This is a genomic window from Allopusillimonas ginsengisoli, assembly GCF_004153455.1.
Classification (GTDB): Bacteria; Pseudomonadota; Gammaproteobacteria; order Burkholderiales; family Burkholderiaceae_B; genus Allopusillimonas; species Allopusillimonas ginsengisoli.
Genome location: NZ_SDQE01000006.1, coordinates 124,013 through 141,553, shown reverse-complemented (window position 1 = coordinate 141,553; position 17,541 = coordinate 124,013). Strand labels below are relative to the sequence as shown.

Below are 17,541 nucleotides of genomic sequence, written 5' to 3'. Positions count from 1 at the left end.
AGGAACGCACATGGCAATTTACCAGGCTGATGTCCTTACAGAACGCGTCACGAAGACACTCCTCGCAGCGGGCGCATCCGCTGAAATGGCCCGCAGCACGGCGGAGGCGCTCGTGGCGGCGGAAATGCAGGGGCTGAGTTCCCATGGGCTTTCGAGGGTTGGGCAGTACGCTTCGCATATACGCAGTGGCCGTGTCAACGCTCAGGCCTGCCCCACCATCTTGCGATCACATGGGGCAGGGGTGCTCATAGATGCCGATGAAGGACTGGCATTCCCGGCCTGCGAGCTTGCCGTCCAGGAAGGCATCCGCAGAGCACGGGCGTTCACCATCGCTTTTTCCGGCGTCACCCGCAGTCATCATTTCGGTGCCGCCGGCTTGCATCTGGATGCGGTTGCGCGGGCGAACATGATAGGCTTTGCATTCACCAACTCACCCGCCGCGATGCCGGCATGGGGCGGCCGCCGGGCGTTATTTGGCACAAACCCCATCGCTGCTGTTTTTCCCCGTCGCAATGATGCAGCCGTCAGCATTGATTTGTCGCTGTCCGAAGTGGCGCGCGGCAAACTGATGGTCGCCGCGCGCGAGGGCAAGACTATTCCCGAAGGCTGGGCGCTGGACAAGCAGGGCCTGCCAACAACGGATCCCAAGGTTGGCCTTGACGGCATGATGTGTCCAGCGGGGGGCGTTAAAGGTGCGATGTTGGCCCTCATGGTGGAAATGTTGTGCGTATCGCTGACGGGCGCGTCCTTTGGTTTCGAAGCGGATTCGTTTTTCTCGGACGAGGGCAACCGGCCTCACATAGGCCATGTCTTTCTGGTGATAGACCCGGCAGCGCTGGGTGGCTTGGATACCTATTACGCGCGCACGGAAACCTTGCTGGCCGCCATGCTGGCCGATGATCAGGTGCGTTTGCCCGGCAGCCGCCGTCAGCAACTGGCGCAGCAGGCTGCCCAAGCGGGCATCGACGTGCCGGATGCCATTGCCAGTGAACTGGTTGCGTAAGCGCTGATTCACCGTAGGTACGGCGCGCCGACTACGCGCGCCTCAGCCAATCTCTATTCGCCAGATACCACGCGACCGTCGTCCGCAAACCGAGGGCGAAATCGTAAGTGGGGCGCCATCCCAGCTCATGCTGAATCCGGGACGCGTCGATGGCATAGCGGCGGTCATGGCCAGGCCGGTCCGTCACATGCGCAATCAGCGCCGCATAATGGGACACACCGGCAGGCTTTTCCGGCGCCAGCTCCTCCAGCAAGGCACACAGACTGCGCACAACATCGATATTGCGCTGCTCGTTCTGGCCGCCAATGTTGTAGCGGGCGCCGGGCGCAGCCTGGGTAAGCACCAAATGCAAGGCGCGCGCGTGGTCGTCTGCATATAGCCAGTCGCGCACCTGCAGGCCATCTCCAAATACGGGCAAGGGCAGTCCGAGCAGGGCTCGTTTGATGATCAGCGGAATGAGCTTTTCGGGGTACTGCCAGGGGCCATAATTGTTCGAGCAGTGGGTAACGACGGTGGGCAGGCCATAGCTGCGGGCCCAGGCGCTCACCAGGTGATCCGCGCCTGCCTTGCTGGCGGAATACGGAGAGCTGGGCGAATAGCGGCTGGTCTCGGAAAAGCAGCCGCCATCCTTCCCCAGATCGCCAAACACTTCGTCGGTGGACACATGATGAAAGCGGAACGCCTTGCGCGCCGCGGGTGCGAGCTCCTCATAGTAGGCGCGTGCCACCTCGAGCAGTATATAGGTGCCGATAATATTGGTTTCGATGAAGGCGGCGGGGCCGGCCAGCGAGCGATCCACATGCGATTCGGCGGCCAGGTGTATGACCGCGTCCGGCCGGTGCTTGCGAAAGATGCGCTCCAGGCCAGTACGGTTGCAGATATCCAGATGCTCAAACGCATAGCGCGGACTGTCCGCGACTGCGGCGAGGCTGTCCAGGCTGCCGGCATAGGTAAGCTTGTCAATATTGATCGCCGCATCGCCCGTGTGCTGAATGATATGGCGAATGAGTGCCGAGCCGATAAAGCCAGCGCCACCTGTGACCAGGATTTTCATTTAAATGCTCCGTCACGCGTCACCGTGTCTCCCGCAGCACGCTTGCCAGGGGGAGCCCGGGGTGTTTTCAGGCAGGCAGTGTACCGCTCAGCGGTCTCGAGTGTTGTTTGCGGTGCACAAAACCATGGTGTAAAACACCCTGCTGTGGTAACATGTAAAAGCTAAATGCTTGTGCATTCAGCAAAAAGTAGCCCATCAAGATCCCGTCAATACAAGCGGGCACGCCTCAAACGCGTATCGCTTGCCACGCATTTAACCCTAGCGTCCTTCTCGTTTCGTAGCAAGGTAAACCAGCAGGTCTTGCGCGCTGCTTGGATATTTCCGGTAAATGCTTTTCCGAAGCGCAGCATCGGACACCTTTGCCGGTGTCATCGCAGCAATCTTTATCCTCTTGTCCATAGCGGACGACAGGCGCCGTTCCAGACGCGGCCTGCCCGCATCGGTACGCTGGCTTCATGGGTCACGGCACGGTTGCAGCACGGTTTGACTGGTAGATCCACAGTCCGGATCCCGTCTACGTGCACATCTATTGGCTTTTTACAGGAGTAATCTATGGCTAAAGAAGAACTGATTGAAATGGGCGGGCTCGTCACAGAAGTCCTCCCGGATTCTCGCTTTCGCGTTACCCTGGACAACGGACACCCTGTCGTTGCCTACACTGGCGGAAAAATGCGCAAGCACCATATCCGCATTCTCGCTGGCGACAAAGTGTCGCTTGAAATGTCGCCCTATGACCTGACCAAGGGCCGTATCACCTATCGTCACATCGCCGGCCGTGCGCCTGGCGCGAGCAGCCAGCGCCGCCGTTAATACCGATTTTTGCGGCATCACCGCTGCGCTCCTCTGGCATTACAATCAATCGATAAACATGCCAACAAGGAGCGTCAGTGGTCAGCACCTCTCCCTCAAGCGGTTCTGCCGAATTTCGCGCGTTGCGCGACCTGCCCGAATGGCAGGCTTTTGAGAGCGCCGCAACACAATCCCCCATTCACGTACATCGCCTGCGCATTCTCAGCGCGGCGGGCCTTGATGTGGACATCAGCGGCCAAGGCTCATCGCCGGAACTGGCGCAAGCCACCCGTGCACTGCTGGAGGCGCGGCGCTTCACCGCCATGCGCGAACAATTGCTCGACGGCGGTATCGTCAACATAACGGAACATCGGGCCGCCTGGCACACAGCCTTACGCGCGCCGGATCCTGTCGACGAAATTGCCATAGAACGCCAGCGCCTCACCGAGTTCGTTCGGCAGGCCGATTCTGAGCGCCGTTGGCGCAATATCGTTCATATTGGTATTGGCGGCAGCGATTGGGGCGTGCGCCTGGCGGTCAACGCGTTCGGTTATGCGGGGGCATGGAGAACCGTGCATTTTGTGGCCAATATTGATGGCCATGCGATGCAGGGCGGATTGTCCGGCTTTGATCCACATGACACGCTCATTGTCATGGCATCCAAGTCTTTTACCACAGCCGAAACACTGCAAAATGGCACGCGCGCACTGGAATGGCTTCAGGCTGCGGGCATTCAGAACCCTTACGATCAGGTCGTTGCGGTTACCGCGCGCGCAGACGTTGCCGAAAAATGGGGCATCCCCAAGAGCCATATATTTCGATTATGGGACTGGGTAGGAGGTCGGTTCTCCCTGTGGTCGTCGGTCAGCCTGACAACCGCGCTTGCCGTCGATACCGATGTCGTCGCGGGCATGCAGGCAGGCGCAGCGGCCATGGACACGCACTTTGCCGAGGCGCCGCTTGAAGATAACGCACCCGTGCAAATGGCAATTTCGGGGATCGTCAACCGCAGCGTGCTGGGTTATGGCTCGCTCAATATTGCGCCTTATGATTTTCGCCTGGCCGAACTCGTGCCTTACCTGCAGCAACTCGAAATGGAGTCGCTGGGCAAGTCGGTGGATGTGTCCGGCGCACCGGTGGGTGTCCCTACTGGTCCCGCTGTCTGGGGCATGCCTGGTACGGATGCACAGCACACTTTTTTCCAATGGCTGCACCAGGGCAGCGATGGTGCACCGGTAGACTTCATTGTGTGCCGTCACGCGGATCACGGTTGGCCGGCCCACCACCAGAGCCTGCTCGCCAATTGCCTGGCCCAGCGCGAAGCCTTGCTCAAAGGCAAAACCTACGAAGAAGCCTTGCAGCAATGCCTCGATTCGGGCATGGCGCCAGACCAGGCCAAGTGGCTGGCGCATCATAAAGTGCATGCCGGCGGGCGTCCTTCCAATCTCATTGTTCTGCCGCGCCTTTCTCCTTACGCCCTGGGGGCGCTGCTTGCGCTCTACGAGCACAAGATCTTTGTGCAGGGTCTGGTATGGGGCATCAACCCTTTCGATCAGTGGGGCGTTGAATATGGCAAGGTGCTGGCGCAGGGGATCGCCTCTGAACTCGCAGGCACATCGCCGGTGGATCCCAATCACGACGCCTCGACGGCGCATTGGGTCAATTTGCTGGCCACTTCGAAGGAGGCAACGTGAGCATGTCAATCCGGGCTGCGATATTGCGGGAGATGGGCTTGCCCGCGCCTTACGCAAACAGCCGGCCGCTGGCCGTTGCCGACATCGAGCTCGATCCGCCGGGCGTTGGCGAAGTGCTGGTCAGGATCAAGGTTGCAGGGCTCTGTCATTCCGACCTTTCGGTCATCAATGGAGATCGCCCGCGCGGCTTGCCCATGGTACTGGGGCATGAGTCCTCGGCCGAAGTGGTGGAGGCCGGCGCTGGCGTGACCGATTTGAAAGCCGGTGACCATGTGGTGACGGTGTTCGTGCCCAGTTGTGGCTGTTGCCAGCCTTGCATGAAAGGCCGTCCCGCCTTGTGCGAGCCCGGCGCGGCGGCGAACGCCGCAGGTACGCTGCTCAATGGCGGGCGACGCGTCCGTATCGGCGATGAATATCTCAATCATCATATCGGCGTGTCGTGTTTTGCCGAATATGCTGTCGTATCGCGCCGATCATGCATAAAAGTTGAGGCTGAAATCTCTCATCGCGAAGCCGCGCTATTCGGCTGTGCTGTGCTCACTGGGGCGGGTGCCGTGATCAATCGCGCCAAGCTCAAGGCTGGCGATACGGCAGCGGTGGTCGGCATGGGCGGCGTTGGATTGAGCGCATTGATCGCTTGCGTGGCATCGGGCGCGCGCCGCGTGGTCGCGGTAGACTTGAGCAACGACAAACTCGCGTTGGCCAAGCAGCTTGGCGCAACGCATTTGGTCAATCCGCGCGATATAAAGTCTGATGCAGCGCTTGTCGACGCCGCTGGCGGGCGCGTCGATATCGGATTCGATATGGCTGGCGCGTTACCAGCTTTCGAGACGGCTTATAAGTTGACGGATCGGGGCGGGGCAACGGTTACCTCTGGTTTGCCCAATCCCAGCATCAATTTTGCCTTGCCGCTTGCGCAGATGGTTGGAGAAGAGCGCGAAGTTCTCGGTAGCTACCTGGGCTCGGGCGTGCCATCCGTCGATATCTCCCGGTATATCGGCCTGTACCAGGAAGGCCGGTTACCTGTCGATAAACTGCTGGGCAATACCTTCACGCTGGATCAGATCAATGAAGGCTTCGATCATCTGGCATCAGGCAATGGATTGCGAGACGCGATCATCTTTGATGACTGATCAAGCCACTGCTTGACGACTTTTGCAAGGCTGCGTTCCAGCGGCCGGCTGACAATGCCCATTGCCTCTATTTTCTTGCATGACAGCACCGACATTGCCGGACGGGCGGCGGGTGCCGCGTAATCCAGCGTCTTGATCGCATGCAGTTCGGGCATGATCAGCGACTCGTTCAGCGCTTTTGCACAGGCGAGAATTTGCTGCGCGAACGCATACCATGTCATGGCGTTTGCGCCGCAGTAATGATAGATCCGGTTCGTGTCAGGCTCATTGGCGTGAGGCGTTTTGGTGTCCACAGAAGAAGTATTGGGGTTCTGCCCGGCGCTCTGCCTTGAGGCCAGCGTGATAATCGCTTCGGCCAGGTCGCCGGCATAGGTGGGGCAGCCGGTCTGGTCATCCACCACACGCAGTGGCGCAAGTTGTGCTGCCGCATGCATATCGGGCTTGTTCTGCCGACTCGCGCCAGTGTCCGCATTCGTGCTGTCCAGGACCAGCTTGAGTATGGTGCGTACAAAATTGTGCCCATATTCGCTGTACAGCCATGAGGTCCTGATCACGATGGAATCCGGCAGTGTGCTCAATACGTTTTGCTCTCCCAGCATTTTGCTGAGTCCATATTGATTGATCGGAAATGGCGCGTCGGGTTCGATATAGGGGTGCGATGCCTTACCGTCAAAGACATAATCAGTCGAAATGTGCACGAGCCGCGCCTGAGCCTGCGTAGCGGCCGTGGCCAGGTTGGCAGGCCCCAGCGCGTTGACAGCATGCGCCTGAACCGGATTGCGTTCGGCCAGATCCACGGCATTGAAGGCCGCGGCATTGATGATAATGTGCGGTGCGTGGGCGCTGACATACGCCTGGACAGCCTGTGCATGGGCGATATCCAGTTCGTCGTGACGAGGGGCGAGCACCTGCCAGTCGGCAGGCATACGGTCGAGCAAACAGCGTCCGAGTTGGCCACTGCCACCTGTTAACAGGATTTTACTCACGGCAGGCTCCAATGATGTGCAGGACGCGTGCGTGTCAGGGCAGCAGCCCTGACTGTTTCAGCACGGCCAGGGTCATGCCTTGCGTGTCCTTGCCGGACAAAATGGGGCCGGCGGGACACTCAGGCCAAAGAATGCCTACATCGGCATCGTCCCATCGAAGACAGACTTCATCCCCTGGATGATAGTAAGCCGTGCATTTGTATTCAACCACGGCATCTTCAGACAGTACCAGAAAACCGTGGGCAAATCCGGCCGGCACCCATAATTGTGTTTCTGTTGCATTGTGCTGGCATGCCGACAGCGTTGTGCCATGCCAGTGGCCAAATGTCGGGGAATCCCGCCGCAGATCCACCGCAACGTCAAATACCTTGCCGTGGATTACGCGCAACAGCTTGCCCTGCGGATATTCACGCTGGTAGTGCATGCCGCGCAAAACGCCTTGGCGGGAACGACTGCAATTATCCTGCACGAACTGCAGATCTGTTCCCAAGAGCGCGGCGTAACGGCTGGCCTGGAAAGTTTCCAGAAAAAAGCCGCGCTCATCATGAAACACGGGTACTTCAATCAGCATCAGCCCAGGTAGCGGTGTGCCCTGTATTTTCATAAATGAAGTTTCTCTGGTTGCTGCGGGTGCGCACTCCGGTACTGTGTTCCTGCTTGTGCTCTGTAGAGGGGATGGTTGAGTAGAACTCCGGGTGGCTGAACCCATTCACGAGGGGGCCACTGAGAGAGGGCGCTCGCTATATTGGAGCCTTTTCCCAACGAGTAAGTATGACCCTTCACGATGCGAGCTATCGGAGTCTGTTCAGTCATCCCATCATGGTCCGCAGCCTGTTTGACGGAATTATAAAGCTCGAGTCTGTTGACAGCCTGCATTGGCCTGGCATGCAGGCCATCACAACACCTTATATCAGCCAGGATCTGCAATTGCGCCAGGGAGATCATGTCTGGCGCATTCCCCGTCATGAAGGCTCCGATCTCTATCTGTTGCTCATGCTGGAGCATCAATCAAGCTGTGATCGTTTCATGGCTTTGCGCATGAGCACCTATTGCGGGCTTTTATATGAAAATATGCTCCGTCGTCGCGTCATCCAGGGTAAAGGTCTATTGCCAGTGCTGTTGCCGGTCGTACTTTACAGCGGTGTACGCCGATGGCATGCGCCGATGCAAATGAGTCTGCTGCTGGATCCGATACCAGCGGTATTGCGCCCTTACCAACTTCAGTTCAAGTATTTGTTGATTGATCAGGGGGCGCTGGTGTTGTCAGGCACGTTGCCAGAGCACAATCTTGCGTCACTGTTGTTCCGGTTGGAACACAACAAGGGTATTGAAGATGTCAGCGAAATAATGCAGACTATTTTGTCGTGCGCGAAGGGTGAGGACCATGCAGAAGTGCGCCGTGCCTTTGCGGGTTGGATACGCCATGTGTTGTTGCCGCGCGCGCTGTCGCAAATCGAGTTTCCACCGGCTCAAGATTTTACGGAAATCAAAGACATGCTGACTGAACACGCTCGGTCCTGGACGCATCAATGGAAAACGCAGGGGCTAAGAGAAGGCCGCAAAGAAGGCCGCGCAGCGTTGCTGCGTCAGCTCCTGATACAAAAGTTTGGCCCACTGCCCGAGGAATACGCTCAGCGACTGCTGGCCGCTTCCTCCCGACAGATGGGCGTCTGGTCCGGCAGGCTGCTTACTGCCGCCACGTTAGAAGACGTTTTTCGCAAGTCATAGCCGCTCACACACGTTCAAATATCCCCGCAGCGCCCATGCCCGTGCCGACACACATCGTCAGCATCCCATAGTCCAGCTTACGACGGCGCAGCCCATGGATGACGGTTGCGGCGCGGATCGCCCCCGTGGCGCCCAGCGGGTGGCCCAGCGCGATGGCGCCGCCCAGCGGATTCACAATATCGGTGTTCAACCCCAGCTCGCGGATCACAGCCAGCGATTGTGCGGCAAAGGCTTCATTGAGCTCTATCCAGCCCAACTGATCCAGCGTCAGCCCTGCCAGTTTGAGTGCCTGGGGAATCGCCTCTTTGGGCCCAATCCCCATGATCTCCGGTGGCACGCCTTTGACGGCAAATGAGACGAATCGCGCCAGCGGCGTCAGATTGTGCGTCTTCAACGCCTTTTCAGACACAACCAGCAACGCGCCCGCACCGTCGGATGTTTGTGAGCTATTGCCCGCGGTGACGCTACCCCTGGCGGCAAATACGGGCTTGAGCCGGGCCAAGGCCTCCAGGCTGGTGTCGGCGCGAGGGCCTTCATCCAGATTGATGGTTCGCCGCTGCACCGTGACGTCCTCCTTCTTGTCTGACGCGGCAGCAGCCAGATCAGGCAAGCGACGAATCACTTCCACGGGCAATATCTCGTCGGCGAACTCGCCGGCCTCTTGTCCCGCCAGGGCCCGCTCGTGCGAACGCAGGGCGAAGGCGTCCTGATCTTCCCGGGAAACCTTCCAGCGCCGTGCCACTTCTTCTGCGGTCAGCCCCATCCCATATGCCATGCCCAGATTCTCGTCCCGCTCAAAAATGGCAGGACTGAAGCTGGTATTGATGCCCATCGTTGGCACCATGCTCATGGACTCAACGCCGCCGGCCAGAATAACGTCTGCCTCTCCGACGCGGATGCGATCCGCCGCCATGGCGATCGCCGTCAAACCCGATGCGCAAAATCGATTCACTGTGACACCCGCCACCGAGGCGGGCAGCCCGCCCAGCAGCACGCCCATGCGGGCCACATTCAGCCCTTGGGGGCCTTCCGGTATCGCGCAGCCAATCATCGCGTCTTCAATAGCCGAAGGGTCCAGGCCAGGCGCCTGCGCCAGCAGGCCCTTGATGACCGCGGCCAGCAGTTCATCCGGGCGCGTATGAGAGAAACAGCCGCGAGGAGCCTTGCCGATCGGGCTGCGCGTCGCGGCGACAATGTATGCCTGTTGCAATGTAGCCATTTTCGAATCCTTATCGGACAACCATCAATTACGTACCGGCTTTCCCGTTTTGAGCATGCCTGTAATGCGCTCCTGCGTTTTCGGCTGTGCCAGTAGCGCCAGAAAGGCATCCCGCTCCTGCCGCAGCATCCACGCTTCGTCAACGAGCGAGCCCGAATCCACATCGCCGCCGCATATCGCGTTGGCCACATGACTGGCCACCAGGAAATCATGCTCAGAGATATAACCGCCGATTTTCATGTTGACAAGCTGCGCCTTGAGCGTTGCAATGCCATCTCGCCCGGCAATCGGAAAACGGCGGGGAAATGGCGGGCGCCAATTGCTGTCCGCCAGCATTCGCGCCAGACGGGTGGCTACGTAAAGCACCTCGTGGCGGTTCATGACGATGGGGTCCGACGGCAACAGATAGCCAATCTTGCGCGCGTCCAGCGCCGAGCGGGATACCTTGGCCGTAGCCACCGCCATCACAAAATCCTTCAGAAAGCCCAACAACGGGGCTTCGGGCGCTGACATGGCCTGCAACTCAGCGGCGCGGCGTGCGCACCACGTCAATCCACCTGCGCCAGGCACCAGCCCAATGCCCACTTCGACCAGTCCAATATAGGTTTCAAAATGCGCAACGCGCGCCGCGCAGTGCAGGGAAAGCTCGCAGCCCCCGCCCAGCGCCATGCCCGCCAGCCCTGCCACCACAGGCACCTGCGCGTAACGCAGTCGCATGACCATGTCCTGCATTTCGCGCTCAATCGGCGCAACGCCTTGGGGCCCTTTCTCCTGGAACACCGGCATCAAGGCCTTGAGGTCAGCGCCTGCGGAGAAAGGCTCGCCGTGCTGGCCAATCACCAGTGCCTTGTAGGACGATTCGGCCAGCTCCACCGCTTTGACAAGGCCTCGCACGACCTCAGGGCTGAGCGTATGCATCTTGGTCTTGAATGAAACAATCAGCACGTCGTCCGGGTGGGGCGCTTGCAGCGTCCAGCAGCGTACGCCTTCATCCTCGTACACGATACGCGGCGACTGCGTGGAGCCCTCTCCCACCAAGCGCGGCGCATCGATCTGCCTTTCGTATACCGGCAGCGTGTTTCGCCCCTCGAACTGTCGTTGTTTTGGGTTCCAGGAGCCCTCAGAGGTATGCACAGCCTGTGCGTCCCAGACCGGCCCCTGGGTGGCCCACTCGGGCAAGGGCGCATCCGACAGCGCCTTGCCCGACTTGATGTCATCCATGATCCATTCGGCTACTTGCTGCCATCCCGCAGCCTGCCATAGTTCGAACGGCCCCTGCGCGTGCCCGAAACCCCATTTCATCGCCAGATCCACCTGGGCCGCCGTGTCCGCGATCTCTGCCAAGTGCACGGCACTGTAATGGAAGCTGTCACGCAGTACCGACCATAAAAACTGTGCCTGCGGATGATCCGAATCATGCAGCGCGGCCAGCTTCTTGCCGGGATCACGCTCTGCAAGCATCGCCGCCACCGGTTCATCAATGTGCGCCCCAGTCGCCACGTATTCTTTCTGCTGCGGATCAAGCCGCAGAATGGATTTGCCGTCCTTGCGATAAAAGCCGGCGCCGCTTTTTTGCCCCAGCGCGCCCTGTTCGATCAAGGCGGCCAGCACGGGCGGCGTGCCAAAGTGCGCCTTGAACGGATCATCCGGCAACTGGTCGCGCATCGTTGCAATGACATGCGCAAGCGTATCGAGCCCCACCACATCTGCCGTGCGAAAGGTGCCAGACTTGGCGCGTCCCAGCCGCGTGCCTGTCAGCTCATCGACCAGGTCGTAAGGCAAGCCAAATTTCTCAGCCTGAGCGAACACCGACAGAATGCCGAATACGCCTATGCGATTGCCAATGAAATTGGGCGTATCCTTGGCTCGCACCACACCCTTGCCCAACTGCGACACCAGGAAAGCCTCCAGCGCGTCCAGCATCGCGGGATCTGTCTCGGCAGTGGGAATCAACTCTACCAGCGCCATGTAACGGGGGGGATTGAAAAAATGCACGCCGCAGAAGCGGTGTCGCAGCGTTTCCGGGAGCGCTTCGGACAGGCTGGTTATAGAGAGCCCAGACGTGTTGCTGGCGATATAGGCATCTGGCCGTAGCGCAGGCGCCAACCTGTGATACAGATCCCGCTTCCAGTCCAACCGCTCGGCGATGGCCTCAATGACCAGGTCACACTCAGCCAGAAGGGCAAGGTCATCCTCATAGTTGGCGGCAGTAATGAAGTCGGCCAAGTCGGGCGTGCCCAGCGGCGCTGGGTTCAGTTTCCTGAGTTGATTGATGGCCTTGTTGACGACCCCATACTTGTCGCCCTCTTTAGCCGGAAGGTCGAACAGCACGACGGGGATGCCTGCGTTGACACAATGTGCCGCGATTTGCGCGCCCATGACACCGGCGCCGCACACGGCTACCTTGCGTAAGGCGGCCTTGCGCAGGGGGGCAGCCCCCCGGTGGCCAACGTTCGCTTGCATGGATGGACTGGACTGCATAGGGATCTCTCCACTGAAAATGGTCCGGTAACGGTAGTGCAAGTGTTAGGGTAGAGGATTCCAGGCCCACACACCAGACACCAGGCGTTAGAATAAATAATCAACCCGTCCAGTCTTCCGCCGCCATGGCTCGTCTAGCCCGACTTTATGTTCCCGACCTCCCCCAACTGGTTCAGGCCGAGTTCCTGAGGCCCTTGGCGGCCATATCCGATCCCACCCCGGCCACGCAGCTGGACCAGTTGCTGGGCTGGCTGCGCACGGAAGCGGACGCCCAGGGGGTCGCCCTGCATGGGTGGCTGCTGCTGAACGACAGAATCACATTGCTCGGCACGCCGCGCGATGCGCGAGCCTTTTCGCGCCTGGTCCAGGGACTGGGCCGGCGCATGGCGGCGGGCATGCGCCATGGCCGTGTGTTCAAGGGCCGATATCGCAGCGCACCGGTACAGCCAGGCCGTTGGGTGCTGCCCAGCTTGATTTGGCTGGAATCATTGCCCGCGCAGCTGCACTACGTTGATGCGCCAGGGCGCTGGCCGTGGTCATCAGCAGCCTCCCATTCCGGCCTGCCAGCCTCTCACCAGGATCTCCTGATGGATCATACGGATTACTGGAATCTGGGTAATACGCCGTTTGCGCGGCAGGCGCAATATCGAAGTCTGCTGGATCGTGGCCTGGGGGCAAGGCAGGCCGAACGCATACACCTCGCGCTATTCGGCCAGTGGGCGCTGGGCGAGGCGGACTTCCTGGCAGCCATACAGGCCAAGGCCAGCCGGCGAATTGTGCCCGCGCCCCGTGGGCGCCCCAGAAAAGAAGAACGAGCACAAACGCCGCAAGTGTGAGCCAGACACTATAGAATGGGCGCAAACAGGATCACGCATTTTCGTAAAAACTGCGCTCCTGCCTGAAAAAGCGCGCGAGCGGTCACCAACGGACTATCTTGCGCGTAACTATTCGGCGTCGCAACAGATACAATTGTTGCGGATATTTTCCATGCAGTAGGTGATCGACGGAGTTGTCAAGCTAGGCTATTCGATAAATAGCGAATGCCACAGGGTGCTGTTAATATTTGATAGTTTTAGTAGTATTTTGTAGGTTATCGCTCATGGGGCAGCGCCTAAAATCACCGTCCATGCTTCATACCTCTACCCGCAGCAAAATCCTCCCTGGATTTGTGTCGCTGGCGATCTTTCTGTTTTTTGCAATGATGCTTTCCGTGCCCCGGGGTTATGCGGTGGGGGCGATCATGCTATTTCTGGCCAGCCTGTACTACCTGGCCAGCCGGCCGCGCATTGTGCTTCAGCGGGCCGACAAAATCCTGATCGGATTGTTCCTGGCCGTGTTCCTCGCCGGTTTGATCAGCTGGCTTTATCACGGCAATGAAATGGCCAGCCTCGATCTGTCTACCCGCTATTTAATGGCGGTGCCTATTTTTCTTTTGCTGCTTGCCCATCCTCCGCGTCTGGAATGGCTGTGGGGCGGGATGATCGTGGGCTGTATGTCGGCGGCCGGGCTGGCCGCATGGCAGGTATGGATACATCAAAATTCCAGGGCTTTCGGTTTCACGGGTGGGATACAGTTCGGGGATATTGCGCTGATGATGGCGGTGTTGTGCTCGGCAGGCCTGGCCTGGGCCGTGCGTCTGGATCGCCGCGCCTGGTTGTGGCGGGCCGCGCTTCTGCTGGGAACATTATCCGGCCTGTATGCGTCGGTCATGTCCGGAACCCGTGGCGGCTGGATTACCCTGCCCATCGTGCTGATGGTGTTTGGCGCGGCTTATTTGCGCAGGTCCAATCTGTCACTGGTGATCGCGGTGTGCGTCACTTTGATTGTGGGTGGCCTGGTTGCGTTGGCAACGGTGCCCATGGTGCAGGAGCGCTACAACGAAGCACTGACGGATGTGCAGAAATTCCAAAAAGGTAACTCAAACACGTCGATAGGTAATCGCTTTGAGATGTGGGAGGCCCTCACCGTTATCATCCCGCAAAAACCCTGGATGGGATGGAGCGACACAGACTATAACGCCGAGAAAGAGCGACTCATCAAGGCGCAAGTGCTTGCGCCCGTGGCAGGCCGGCTTGCCAATACACATAATATGTTTTTGGAAACCTGGGTACACCAGGGCTTACTGGGCTTGGTGACGCTGGCTGCCCTGCTGCTTGCAACGCTTTTGCACTTTGGCAGGCACCTGCGCTGCCCCGATCCCTTTACACAGCTTCATTCGATAGCCGGCGTTGCGCTGGTCTCGTGCTATATCATCTTTGGGCAGACCCAGATCATTCTGGGGCGCAATAACACGCTGCTGTTTTTCATTATTACATTATCGGTATTTTGGTCAGTGATGAGATCCAGCCAAGCGGTTTCAAGCTCATGCCGGTGCACCAGTAGAAGTCGCCTGGATAAGGAAAGGAATCAGCAGGATCATGACTGACACGATATTGGTTACGGGTGGAACAGGCTTTATCGGGAGCCATGCGGTCGTTTCGCTGCAGCAGGCCGGATACCGTGTGCAGATTCTCGATAATCTGTGCAACAGCGATATCAAGGTACTGGATGCCATAGCGTCCATCACCAAAACCCGCCCGGACTTCATGGAAGGGGATATTCGGGACGGCAATCTGCTGGCCAAGATTTTCGACAAGCGTCGGTTTGGCGCGGTCATGCATTTTGCCGGGCTCAAGGCGGTAGGGGAGTCTTCAGCAATGCCGCTGGCCTATTATGACAATAACGTCAATGGCAGTGTGCAACTGCTCACCGCCATGCAACAGGCCGGGCTCAAGAATTTCATATTTTCTTCTTCTGCCACGGTATATGGAGAGCCGCAGAAACTGCCGCTAACGGAGGACCATCCTCGATCTTCCACCAATCCCTATGGGCACACTAAACTGGTCATAGAAGATATTCTGGCCAATCTGCGGAACAGCGACAATGCATGGCGTATTGCGTGCCTGCGTTACTTTAACCCTGTGGGCGCGCATCCCAGCGGGTTGATAGGCGAGGCGCCCCAAGGTGTGCCCAATAATCTTATGCCTTTTGTGGCGCAGGTCGCCGCCGGCCAGCGCCCGAATTTGCAGGTGTATGGCAACGACTACGACACACCTGACGGCACAGGGGTGCGCGACTATATACATGTGATGGACCTGGCAGATGGGCATGTCAAGGCGCTCGATTATTGTCTGAAGGCTCAGCCAGGCCTGACGACCGTCAATCTGGGAACCGGCAAGGGTTACTCGGTGCTGGAAGTAATAGCGGCTTTTGAACAGGCAAGTGGAAAACCCGTTCCCTATCAAGTGGTTGCACGCAGGCCGGGCGATGTGGGTGCGTGCTGGGCCAGCACGACCAAAGCCTTCGATCTGCTGGGCTGGCGCGCTGAAAAGTGTCTTGACGACATGTGCCAGGACGCCTGGCGGTGGGAGTTATCCCGGCACGATGTGTAATGGCCGCGGCTGAAATACTTGATTGCAATACGCCAACTGGCGCATATGGCCCATCCAAAATCACCGTGATATAGTCGTGTTCAGCCATTGAACGCATCCCTAATCCAGAAATTCACTCTATAACGCACTGCATTTTGTCCGACGAAAATCACCTGAAACTGCTGCGATTACTGGAAGAAAATCCAGACATGAGCCAACGCGAACTTTCGCGGCGGCTGGGCATTAGTTTGGGTAAAACAAATTATTGCCTCAAGGAGTTATTGCGCGGCGGGCTGATCAAAATACAAAATTTCAAGAACAGCCATAACAAGCTGGCCTATGCCTACCTGCTCACGCCTGCAGGGGTCAGTACAAAGGCCGAACTCACGCTGCGATTCTTGAAGATCAAGGTAGGCGAATACAAAACGCTAAAAGCCGAGATCGAGCAATTGCAACAGGAAGCCGAGCGTTTTACGGCGGTATCCCGGTACAGTTCCCATATCAACAGAAGCCATATCAAATGAAAAATTTCGCACTCATCGGTGCCGCAGGCTATATTGCGCCCCGGCATATGCAGGCCATCAAGGCCACCGGCAACGAACTGGTCGCGGCCATGGACCCGAACGATTCGGTCGGCATTATCGACAGCCATTTCCCGCAAGCCGAGTTCTTTACCGAATTCGAGCGTTTTGACCGGCACATCGACAAGATGCGACGCAAGACCGACGGCAGGCGCGTGGACTACGTCTCGATCTGTTCCCCGAACTACCTGCACGATTCGCACATGCGCTTTGCGCTGCGCTCGGACGCCGATGCCATCTGCGAAAAGCCCCTGGTGCTCAATCCCTGGAACATCGACGGCCTGCTCGAGATCGAAAAAGACACCGGCCACAAGATCAACACCATTTTGCAACTGCGCGTACACCCGTCCATCGTGGCGCTGCGCGATAAGGTGCGCGCGGCCAAGCGCGATACCAAGCACGAGGTGGATCTGACCTATATCACCTCGCGCGGCCACTGGTATCTGCAAAGCTGGAAGGGCAACCTGAAAAAATCGGGCGGCATCGCCACCAACATCGGTGTGCACTTTTTTGACATGCTGCACTTTATCTTTGGCGACCTGCAGCAAAACCTGGTGCACCATTCGGGCGACACCAAGGCGGGCGGCTATCTGGAGTACGAGAACGCGCGCGTGCGCTGGTTCCTGTCGGTGGACGTCAATGACGTGCCCGAGGCCATCCGCGCCAAAGGCCAGCGCACCTATCGCTCCATTACCGTCGATGGCGAGGAGATCGAGTTTTCCGGCGGCTTTACCGACCTGCACAACCGCAGCTACGAAGAGATTCTGGCCGGGCGTGGCTTCGGGCTGGAGGAGAACCGCACCGCCATTGCCACGGTGGCGGCCATCCGCAATGCCGAGCTGACTCCATTGCAGGGCGACTACCACCCGTTCCTGAAAAAATGAGCTACTACCAGCACGAAAGCGCCATTGTGGACGAGGGCGCGCAGATAGGGCAGGACTCGCGGGTCTGGCACTTTGTCCATGTGTGCGCGGGCGCGCGCATTGGCCAGGGCGTCTCGCTCGGGCAGAACGTCTTTGTGGGCAACAAGGTGGTGATTGGCGATCGCTGCAAGGTGCAAAACAACGTATCGGTATACGACAACGTCACCCTTGAAGAGGGGGTGTTTTGCGGGCCCAGCATGGTGTTCACCAATGTGTACAATCCGCGCTCGCTCATCGAGCGCAAGGATGAGTACCGCAACACCCTGGTCAAGAAAGGGGCCACGCTGGGGGCGAACTGCACCATTGTGTGCGGTGTCACCATCGGCCAGTACGCCTTCGTGGGCGCGGGCGCGGTGGTCAATCGCGATGTGCCCGACTATGCGCTGATGGTGGGCGTGCCCGCGCGCCAGATCGGCTGGATGAGCGAATTCGGAGAGCAGCTGGACCTGCCTGTCCAAGGCCAGGGCCAGGTGCAGTGCCAGCATACCAACGCCCAGTACGTGCTCAAGGGCAAACAACTACACAAGCAGGAAGCCTGAG

16 protein-coding genes are annotated in these 17,541 nt (G+C 58.7%); 11 read left to right on the top strand and 5 right to left on the bottom strand.

Translation table 11 applies throughout. From position 1 onward, the window contains the following. Positions 1 to 10 precede the first annotated feature (10 nt). Complete coding sequence (locus ERE07_RS12785) at positions 11 to 1,003, top strand: Ldh family oxidoreductase (protein WP_130009303.1); 993 nt, start codon at positions 11 to 13, stop codon at positions 1,001 to 1,003. A gap of 31 nt (positions 1,004 to 1,034) precedes the next feature. On the opposite strand, the gene rfbB is transcribed toward ERE07_RS12785, so the two are convergent. After that, the gene (rfbB, locus tag ERE07_RS12780; RefSeq protein WP_130009301.1) at positions 1,035 to 2,057 is read right to left on the bottom strand and encodes a dTDP-glucose 4,6-dehydratase; all 1,023 of its coding nucleotides are present in this window, start codon (positions 2,055 to 2,057) and stop codon (positions 1,035 to 1,037) included. 552 nt (positions 2,058 to 2,609) lie between these two features. On the opposite strand from rfbB, the gene infA reads away from it, so the two are divergent. The 3 genes from infA to ERE07_RS12765 all read left to right on the top strand — a co-directional run bounded on the left by infA (position 2,610) and on the right by ERE07_RS12765 (position 5,673). Then, the gene (gene infA / locus ERE07_RS12775) at positions 2,610 to 2,867 is read left to right on the top strand and encodes a translation initiation factor IF-1 (RefSeq protein WP_130009299.1); all 258 of its coding nucleotides are present in this window, start codon (positions 2,610 to 2,612) and stop codon (positions 2,865 to 2,867) included. Between the two features lie 77 nt (positions 2,868 to 2,944). After that, positions 2,945 to 4,540 (top strand): glucose-6-phosphate isomerase, encoded by a 1,596-nt coding sequence (gene pgi, locus ERE07_RS12770; protein ID WP_130009297.1) that lies wholly within the window; start codon positions 2,945 to 2,947, stop codon positions 4,538 to 4,540. Positions 4,541 to 4,542: 2 nt separating this feature from the next. Beyond that, positions 4,543 to 5,673, top strand: a complete 1,131-nt coding sequence (locus ERE07_RS12765) for a zinc-dependent alcohol dehydrogenase family protein (RefSeq protein WP_130009446.1) — start codon at positions 4,543 to 4,545, stop codon at positions 5,671 to 5,673. Here the strand turns inward: ERE07_RS12765 and ERE07_RS12760 are convergent. Both ERE07_RS12760 and rfbC read right to left on the bottom strand, forming a co-directional pair. Then, positions 5,622 to 6,659 carry an SDR family oxidoreductase gene (locus tag ERE07_RS12760; RefSeq protein ID WP_130009295.1) on the bottom strand — a complete coding sequence of 346 codons (1,038 nt, stop codon included), beginning with the start codon at positions 6,657 to 6,659 and terminating at the stop codon, positions 5,622 to 5,624. The two genes, ERE07_RS12765 and ERE07_RS12760, sit on opposite strands and share 52 nt — an antisense overlap. 34 nt (positions 6,660 to 6,693) lie before the next feature. Then, complete coding sequence (gene rfbC, locus ERE07_RS12755) at positions 6,694 to 7,263, bottom strand: dTDP-4-dehydrorhamnose 3,5-epimerase (protein ID WP_130009293.1); 570 nt, start codon at positions 7,261 to 7,263, stop codon at positions 6,694 to 6,696. Between the two features lie 167 nt (positions 7,264 to 7,430). Here rfbC and ERE07_RS12750 point away from each other — a divergent pair, with 167 nt between their 5' ends. Then, positions 7,431 to 8,387, top strand: a complete 957-nt coding sequence (locus ERE07_RS12750; protein WP_130009291.1) for an Rpn family recombination-promoting nuclease/putative transposase — start codon at positions 7,431 to 7,433, stop codon at positions 8,385 to 8,387. Between the two features lie 4 nt (positions 8,388 to 8,391). Here the strand turns inward: ERE07_RS12750 and ERE07_RS12745 are convergent, their stop codons facing one another. Both ERE07_RS12745 and ERE07_RS12740 read right to left on the bottom strand, forming a co-directional pair. Next, positions 8,392 to 9,606 carry an acetyl-CoA C-acyltransferase gene (locus ERE07_RS12745; RefSeq protein WP_130009289.1) on the bottom strand — a complete coding sequence of 405 codons (1,215 nt, stop codon included), beginning with the start codon at positions 9,604 to 9,606 and terminating at the stop codon, positions 8,392 to 8,394. A gap of 24 nt (positions 9,607 to 9,630) precedes the next feature. Continuing rightward, positions 9,631 to 12,033: a 3-hydroxyacyl-CoA dehydrogenase/enoyl-CoA hydratase family protein gene (locus ERE07_RS12740; protein WP_425330980.1), complete on the bottom strand. Its 2,403-nt coding sequence runs from the start codon at positions 12,031 to 12,033 to the stop codon at positions 9,631 to 9,633. A gap of 179 nt (positions 12,034 to 12,212) precedes the next feature. On the opposite strand from ERE07_RS12740, the gene ERE07_RS12735 reads away from it, so the two are divergent. The 6 genes from ERE07_RS12735 to wbpD all read left to right on the top strand — a co-directional run bounded on the left by ERE07_RS12735 (position 12,213) and on the right by wbpD (position 17,540). Then, a complete protein-coding gene (locus tag ERE07_RS12735; protein ID WP_130009288.1) occupies positions 12,213 to 12,923 on the top strand; it encodes a hypothetical protein in 711 nt (236 codons plus the stop codon). A 263-nt stretch (positions 12,924 to 13,186) separates the two neighbouring features. Beyond that, entirely contained in the window at positions 13,187 to 14,512 is a 1,326-nt protein-coding gene (locus ERE07_RS12730; protein ID WP_130009286.1) for an O-antigen ligase family protein, read from the top strand. After that, complete coding sequence (galE, locus tag ERE07_RS12725; protein ID WP_130009284.1) at positions 14,505 to 15,518, top strand: UDP-glucose 4-epimerase GalE; 1,014 nt, start codon at positions 14,505 to 14,507, stop codon at positions 15,516 to 15,518. Before ERE07_RS12730 ends, galE begins: the two co-directional genes overlap by 8 nt. A 134-nt stretch (positions 15,519 to 15,652) precedes the next feature. After that, on the top strand, positions 15,653 to 16,021 hold the full coding sequence (locus ERE07_RS12720; protein ID WP_342366242.1) for a MarR family EPS-associated transcriptional regulator: 369 nt from the start codon (positions 15,653 to 15,655) through the stop codon (positions 16,019 to 16,021). Further along, entirely contained in the window at positions 16,018 to 16,962 is a 945-nt protein-coding gene (locus tag ERE07_RS12715; protein ID WP_130009280.1) for a Gfo/Idh/MocA family oxidoreductase, read from the top strand. The genes ERE07_RS12720 and ERE07_RS12715 overlap by 4 nt, the downstream gene beginning before the upstream one ends. Beyond that, positions 16,959 to 17,540, top strand: a complete 582-nt coding sequence (wbpD, locus tag ERE07_RS12710; RefSeq protein ID WP_130009278.1) for a UDP-2-acetamido-3-amino-2,3-dideoxy-D-glucuronate N-acetyltransferase — start codon at positions 16,959 to 16,961, stop codon at positions 17,538 to 17,540. Before ERE07_RS12715 ends, wbpD begins: the two co-directional genes overlap by 4 nt. The last annotated feature ends 1 nt before the right edge of the window (position 17,541 follow it).